Origin of the sequence: Neorhizobium sp. BETTINA12A, assembly GCF_023006485.1 — a bacterium.
Classification (GTDB): Bacteria; Pseudomonadota; Alphaproteobacteria; order Rhizobiales; family Rhizobiaceae; genus Neorhizobium.
On sequence record NZ_JALBGW010000229.1, the window covers coordinates 1 to 5,737 of the forward strand.

Here is a 5,737-nt window from a genome sequence, read left to right on the forward strand (position 1 = left end):
ATCAGCTGGCGGGCAACGCTGGTGATGGGCGCGCCGGTCGCGATCCTGACCCTGCTTCTGGCACCGATAGCCGTGCCGCTCGACGCGCGCCGAACCGGGCCGCGTCCCGGCTTCGACTGGGCCGGCGCAATCACCATCACCCCCGGCCTGCTGCTTTTCGTGTTCGGCATCACCAATGCGGCCTCGGCCGGCTGGGCCGATATCTTCACCTGGGGCTCGCTCGTGGCCGCAATCGTGCTGATCCTCGGCTTCCTCGCCATCGAAGCCCGTCATAAGGACCCGATGGTGCCGCTGGCGATGTTCCGCCGCGCCAGGCTCACCCATGCCAACATCGTCGGCTTTCTCTATCAAGGCGCCTATATCGGCTTCCAGTTCACCGCGACGCTCTATTATCAGGACGTCTATGGCTGGTCGGCCTTTGCGACAGGCTTCTGCTTTGCCGGCGCCGGCGCCTTCGTGATGTTCCTGGCACCTCGTTTCGCGACCCTTGCCCAGAACCGCGGCACGACCGGCTTCATGACGGCGGGCGTCGGACTGCAGGCGATCAGCTACATCTTCTGGGTCCTGTCGGTCGGCCATATCGACCCGATCCTGCTCGTCATACTGTCGCAGATCCCGCTCGGCCTCGGCTATGCCATGACCTTCCCGTCCATCCAGGTCGCGGCGCTGGCCGATATCGAGGAGGACAAGTCGGGGCTTGCCTCCGGCATGTTCTTCGCCGCTTTTCAGATCGGTGGCGGGGTGGTGCTGGCGGCAACGTCTGCCGTGTTCAGCGGCGCTCCGGCCTTCGGCTGGGAGCCCTATTCCGCCGCTGTCGCCTTCGTCGCGACGCTTGCCGCGCTGATCACCCTGATCGCGGCGCTCGGCCCCAAACCTTCTCCCGCTGCCGATCGATACCAGGCAGCTGAGTAGGTCTGCTCCCCGCCCGCGCCGTTATCCGGCGCGGGTTCTGCTTAGCCTCGACGCGGCCGCAGATCGTTCCCGCGACAGCCGTATGTCCATTGCTTGCTTGCAGTCCGCCCGGCTTTGTCGGACAATCGGTCAAGGCAAGGTAATTTGATGTCAAACTATCTTGCTGCGCTCCCCTATTCCTACTAGGGTCCATATTGGGAGGAGTGCGAAAATGGCGGTGGAAGCATCGACGCGGCAGGACACGCATACGGAATCCGCGGACGGCGAGATGCCTGTCCCGGCCATGTTCCGGAACCTGATCGGCTATCATCTGAGGGTGGCGCAGGAGACGTCCTTCCAGGCATTTGCCAAGGCGGCCGGCAAGGCTGACCTGAAGCCCGGGTGGTATGCGCTTCTGACGGTGCTTGCCGAACGAAAGAGCATGACGCCGTCGGAGCTCAGCCGCATCTGCGGTCGCGACCGTTCGACGCTCACCTCCAGCCTCAAGGCATTGTCCCATCGCGGACTGATCGAACGACAGTCGAACCCCGACGACCAACGCAGCTATAGCGTCAGGCTCACCGAAAATGGCCGCCGGATGCAGGAGCAGCTGCACGCGATCGCGGTCGTCTACAATCGGCGTCTTGACGAGATCGCCGGTAAGGACAAGGCGGTGCTGATCGCAGTGCTCGGACGGATCGCTGCGACCTTCGGCACACCCCAGCATTCTTGAAGATGCCTAATGCGGTTGCTCGGCTCGTCGCGATGGTTTCTGGCCGGCGAGTCGCCCCGCCGGCCATTTCGGTCACCTGTGTCCTCAGAGGATATGCGTGCCGCCGAGGTTCTGCACCGCGCGACGGGTCATCACCGCCACGAGGTGGGCGCGGTAGTCGGTCGGCGCGTGCATGTCGCCCATCATCCGCGACGGGTCGATGGTGAGGCCTTCCAGTGCTTCGGCTGAAAAATTTGCGGTCAGCAGCTCCTCGGCTTCCGTCCAGCGGAACACGCCTTCGTTGCCCGCACCGGTGATCGCGACGCGGATATGGCCGTCGCTGTGTTTGGCGACGAAGGCGGCCGCCATCGAGTAGCGCGAGGCCGGATTGCGGAATTTCGCGTAGCCGGCAATCTCCGGGATCTTGAACTCGACGCGGACGAGAATTTCACCGGGTTCCAATGCGGTTGTGTAGAGGCCCTGGAAATATTCCTCGGCAGGGATTTCGCGGCGGTCCGTATGGACGATCGCATCAAGCGACAGCACGGCGGCCGGATAGTCGGCTGCCGGGTCGTTATTGGCGGTCGAGCCACCGATCGTGCCCATGTGGCGCACCTGAACGTCGCCGATCGATCCGGCGAGGCCAGAGAGCGCGGGGATCGCAGCCTTGATCTCCTTGGACGCGGCGACGACGGCATGCTTGGTCGCCGAGCCGATGATCACCCTGTCAGCGGTGACTTCGATGCCGAAAAGCTCCGGAATGTTGCGTACGTCGATCAGATGCGCGGGCGCGGCAAGCCGGCTCTTCAGCGTCGGGATCAGCGTGTGCCCGCCGGAGAGATAGGAGGGCTCGTCGGAATTCGTGTAGAGATCGACGGCCTCGGCCAGCGTCTTCGGCTTGTGATAAGTCGTTGCGTACATGGCGTGATCCTCCCCGCTTATTCGGCCGCGACGGCATGTGCCGCGCGATGCTTCTCGGCGGCATCCAGCACGGCCTTGACGATGTTGTGGTAGCCGGTGCAGCGACAGATATTGCCTTCGAGTTCGTGGCGCACGGTATGCTCGTCGAGCATGCCGTCATGGCGGCGGATCATGTCCACCGAGGCCATGATCATGCCTGGCGTGCAATAACCGCATTGCAAGCCGTGATGTTCGCGGAAAGCCTGCTGCACGTCGTGCAGCTTGCCGCCCTCGGCCAGCCCCTCGATCGTCGTCACCTTCGAACCGTCGGCGGCGACGGCAAGCACGGTACAGCTTTTCACGGCCACGCCGTCGAGGTGGATCGTACAGGCACCACACTGGGTGGTGTCGCAGCCGACATGGGTACCCGTCAGCCCGAGATGTTCGCGGATGAACTGCACGAGCAGCGTCCGGTCTTCGACGTCGCGCGTCTGCGGCGTGCCGTTGACGGTGATGGTGATGCGGGACATGAGCCCCTCCTGTTAAAAACTCAGGCGGCGAGAGCCGCGATGACAATGACAGCGACGGCGGTGCCGGCGGCGATATAGGACATACGGCTGAAAGGCCGCGCGGCCGTTGCCGCAGGCGCGACAGACGGTCCGGCAGCTTCGGGAGCCGCAGGGGAAATAGGTGCCGATGGTGCAGCTGACATGACTGGCGCGGCAACAGCCGCCGTCGCAATAGCCTCTGCTAATCCGGCATCGGCCGCATGATCAACCATCACGGGCCGCATCGCAAGCTTTTCGAAGAACTCGTCGGCGAGTTTTTTCGCAGCGGAATCAAGAAGCCACGAGCCCGCGTTTCCGATCAGGCATCGGCCGATCCGCTTGCCCACCGCCGGCGCCCGTGCGGAACAAGATCATGACTACCCCCTGCGGCGGGGATCGGAAACCGGCGTACTGAAGCCCGGCACCCGCCCGGTGGAAAAGGCTGTGGCCGAACACATCCGAGCAATCGACGATCGCCGCATTGCGCCCGTCGGAAAGTGGCGCTAAGGCGTCGCAATAGATTGTTCAGGGAAAAGTCCCATGCGCCGCATCATCATCGCCATCACCGGAGCTTCCGGTGTCGTTTATGGCGTTCGCGCCCTGCAGCTTTTGAGGCAAGTCGAGGATATCGAGACCCATGCGGTGATCTCGCCTTCCGCTTTTCGCACTGCGATCGACGAGATCGACATGAGTGCCGAAGAGATCAAGAGCCTGGCCGACGTGCTCTATAATCACAAGGATATCGGCGCGGCGCTTTCCTCCGGCTCGTTCCGTACTGCCGGAATGCTTGTCGCACCCTGTTCGGTGAAGACGCTGAGCGGCATCGCCAACTGCTACAATGACGAGCTGATCGTGCGCGCGGCCGACGTCTGTCTGAAGGAACGCCGGCGCGTCGTGCTGTTGTTTCGCGAAACGCCGCTGCATGCCGGCCATATCGCGCTGATGGACCAGGCAACCCGCAACGGCGCAATCGTGATGCCGCCGGTGCCCGCCTTCTATTCGAAGCCCCAGTCCTTGGATGAAATGGTGACCCAGACGGTCGGCCGCGCGCTCGATCTCCTCGATATCCACCTGCCGATGGTCAAGCGCTGGAAGGACGGCCCGGGTTCACTCGGCCAGCACTGATCTTGTGCTCCGGATGTCGGCCTTAAAGGGCCGCAAGCGCGTTTTCGATCATGGCAAGCGCCGTGGCGGTCTTCTCATCCGGCTCCATTCCGCGGAAAAACCCCACGACGTTTCTGAGATTGCCAGCTGCATCGCCCGTTGAACCATCGGCTGCCATCAGCGCCCGTCCTTCGGCCTCCAGCACCGCCAGTTCGATCATTTCCGAACTGAGTTCGACACCTTTCACGCCGTTGCGCAGGGTTTCCGTTTCTTTGGTGGGGGCCGGATGCGGCCCGCTCTTCAACCGCCGGCGCAGCGCGCGGAGCGGCTCCACCACCTCATTGCGCCAGTCTGCGACGAGGCCGTCGATACGGGCAACCTCTGTTGGCGAAAGCGCCACGGAATTTTTTGCCAGCCAGGCGGAGAACAACAGCACCGGCACGTCGACGCCGCTTTCGTCCTGAAGCAGAAGGCAGGCTTCGCCGACACCGGGCGCACCATAAAGCCGCAATGCGAAATCCCAAAGTCCCTGCTCGATATCCGTAGTCATGCAGCCTCTCGATCGCCTTGGCATGGCTTATCAGTTTGGCTGCGAACCAGGCAAGCTTCGCCTCAGGCGGCGCGGCGACGCCGGCCAGCCTGGGACGAGCCGGCGCCGAGCTGGAACTGGCCGACCATCTGGCGCAGCTTCGAAGCCTCGTCGGCGAGACCGGAACTCGCTGCCGTCGTCTCCTCGACCATGGCAGCATTTTGCTGGGTCATCTGGTCCATCTGGTTGACGGCCGAATTGATCTCCGAAAGCCCGGTCGACTGCTCGCGCGCCGAGCGGGCGATATCGTCCACATGGCCGTTGATGGTGACGATATATCCCTCGATCGACTTCAGCGATTCACCGGCGTCGCGGACATATTTCACGCCATGGCCGACTTCGACTGTCGAGTTCTGGATCAGCGCCTTGATCTCCTTGGCAGCGTTCGCCGACCTCTGCGCGAGTTCGCGGACTTCCTGCGCGACGACCGCAAAACCCTTGCCAGCCTCGCCGGCCCGGGCAGCCTCGACGCCGGCATTCAGCGCCAAAAGGTTGGTCTGGAAGGCGATCTCGTCGATGACGCCGATGATGTTGGAGATCTGGCTGGAACTCTCCTCGATGCGGCGCATCGCCTCGACAGCGTTGGCCACAACTTCGCCGGAACGGGCGGCGGAGGAATTGGCTTCCGCAGCGATCTGGCGCGTCTCGTCGACTTTCTTGGACGCGGAACTGACATTCGCGGTAATCTGGTCGAGTGCGGCGGCCGTCTCTTCGAGTGAAGCGGCCTGCTGCTCCGAGCGGCGCGACAGGTCGGATGCGGACTGGCTGATTTCCTGTGTCCCGCCATCGATTGCCTCGGCGCTGCCGGCAATCTGCGCCAGCGTGCTGGCGAGCTGGGCGATCGAGGTATTGAAATCGTGGCGCAGAGCTTCGAAATCCGCCGAGAAAGCTTCGTCAAGCTGGAAGGAAAGATCGCCCGCGGCGAGCCGGCGCAGACCGCCGCCAAGGCCGGATGTCGCGACCCGGAGCCTCTGGGATGCGTCGGCTTCGGCT

Annotated in this window: 8 protein-coding genes; 3 read left to right on the plus strand and 5 right to left on the minus strand. The window is 63.4% G+C overall.

All coding sequences use genetic code 11. The features are described from left to right. Together MOV61_RS27770 and MOV61_RS27775 are read left to right on the plus strand one after the other, a co-directional pair. On the plus strand, positions 1–912 hold a 912-nt coding region (locus MOV61_RS27770), incomplete at its 5' end, for an MFS transporter (protein WP_247138893.1). A gap of 211 nt (positions 913–1,123) precedes the next feature. After that, positions 1,124–1,624, plus strand: a complete 501-nt coding sequence (locus tag MOV61_RS27775; RefSeq protein ID WP_247138894.1) for a MarR family winged helix-turn-helix transcriptional regulator — start codon at positions 1,124–1,126, stop codon at positions 1,622–1,624. A gap of 84 nt (positions 1,625–1,708) precedes the next feature. Here the strand turns inward: MOV61_RS27775 and MOV61_RS27780 are convergent, their stop codons facing one another. Genes MOV61_RS27780 through MOV61_RS27790 form a run of 3 tightly spaced genes read right to left on the minus strand, consistent with a single transcriptional unit; the run spans position 1,709 to position 3,398 of the window. Further along, a complete protein-coding gene (locus MOV61_RS27780; RefSeq protein ID WP_247138895.1) occupies positions 1,709–2,524 on the minus strand; it encodes a xanthine dehydrogenase family protein subunit M in 816 nt (271 codons plus the stop codon). A gap of 17 nt (positions 2,525–2,541) precedes the next feature. Continuing rightward, positions 2,542–3,033: a (2Fe-2S)-binding protein gene (locus tag MOV61_RS27785; protein ID WP_247138896.1), complete on the minus strand. Its 492-nt coding sequence runs from the start codon at positions 3,031–3,033 to the stop codon at positions 2,542–2,544. Between the two features lie 20 nt (positions 3,034–3,053). After that, complete coding sequence (locus tag MOV61_RS27790; RefSeq protein ID WP_247138897.1) at positions 3,054–3,398, minus strand: hypothetical protein; 345 nt, start codon at positions 3,396–3,398, stop codon at positions 3,054–3,056. A gap of 193 nt (positions 3,399–3,591) precedes the next feature. Between MOV61_RS27790 and MOV61_RS27795 the strand changes: the two genes are divergently transcribed. After that, positions 3,592–4,176 (plus strand): UbiX family flavin prenyltransferase, encoded by a 585-nt coding sequence (locus MOV61_RS27795; RefSeq protein WP_247138898.1) that lies wholly within the window; start codon positions 3,592–3,594, stop codon positions 4,174–4,176. Positions 4,177–4,198: 22 nt separating this feature from the next. Here the strand turns inward: MOV61_RS27795 and MOV61_RS27800 are convergent, their stop codons facing one another. Both MOV61_RS27800 and MOV61_RS27805 read right to left on the minus strand, forming a co-directional pair. Continuing rightward, positions 4,199–4,705 carry a TIGR02444 family protein gene (locus MOV61_RS27800; RefSeq protein ID WP_247138899.1) on the minus strand — a complete coding sequence of 169 codons (507 nt, stop codon included), beginning with the start codon at positions 4,703–4,705 and terminating at the stop codon, positions 4,199–4,201. 62 nt (positions 4,706–4,767) lie between these two features. Continuing rightward, on the minus strand, positions 4,768–5,737 hold a 970-nt coding region (locus MOV61_RS27805), incomplete at its 5' end, for a methyl-accepting chemotaxis protein (protein WP_247138900.1).

Coding starts and splice junctions, on each gene's coding strand:
- MOV61_RS27775 (WP_247138894.1), top strand. CDS start 1,124: ATGGCGGTGGAAGCATCGACGCGGCAGGACACGCATACGGAATCCGCG.
- MOV61_RS27780 (WP_247138895.1), bottom strand. CDS start 2,524: ATGTACGCAACGACTTATCACAAGCCGAAGACGCTGGCCGAGGCCGTC.
- MOV61_RS27785 (WP_247138896.1), bottom strand. CDS start 3,033: ATGTCCCGCATCACCATCACCGTCAACGGCACGCCGCAGACGCGCGAC.
- MOV61_RS27795 (WP_247138898.1), top strand. CDS start 3,592: ATGCGCCGCATCATCATCGCCATCACCGGAGCTTCCGGTGTCGTTTAT.
- MOV61_RS27800 (WP_247138899.1), bottom strand. CDS start 4,705: ATGACTACGGATATCGAGCAGGGACTTTGGGATTTCGCATTGCGGCTT.